The sequence below is a fragment of the Bacillus pretiosus genome, from assembly GCF_051294775.1.
GTDB lineage: Bacteria > Bacillota > Bacilli > Bacillales > Bacillaceae_G > Bacillus_A > Bacillus_A wiedmannii.
Window position 1 is genome coordinate 1 of the sequence record NZ_JBPPHF010000162.1, and the last position, 309, is coordinate 309.

At 39.5% G+C, this 309-nt stretch carries 1 protein-coding gene; it reads right to left on the reverse strand.

All coding sequences use genetic code 11. The annotated features are described in order from the left end of the window. Positions 1–309 (reverse strand): cation diffusion facilitator family transporter (locus ACSG5Z_RS30325; protein WP_435712792.1); only part of this gene is annotated, 309 nt, incomplete at both ends.

Below are 309 nucleotides of genomic sequence, written 5' to 3' on the forward strand. Positions count from 1 at the left end.
TATATGGAACGTATCACGTGTTACACGCCATCCGCTAATAATCACTACAATAGACACAAGAATACTAGCAATCGCATCAGCAACAGTCCCTCCGAAAAATTTAATAAATAGCGCAGCAATAATCGCTCCGACTGATCCTAATAGATCGCCTAATACGTGTAGGAAAGCGCTTCTTAAATTCAACTTCCCCTTCACATCTCCGCCTCTCATTAATATCCAAGCTGATAAAATATTAATAAGCAGACCAAGTACAGCAATAATAAGCATCCCATTACTAGCAATCTCAACTGGCTCTTTAAAACGGCGAAT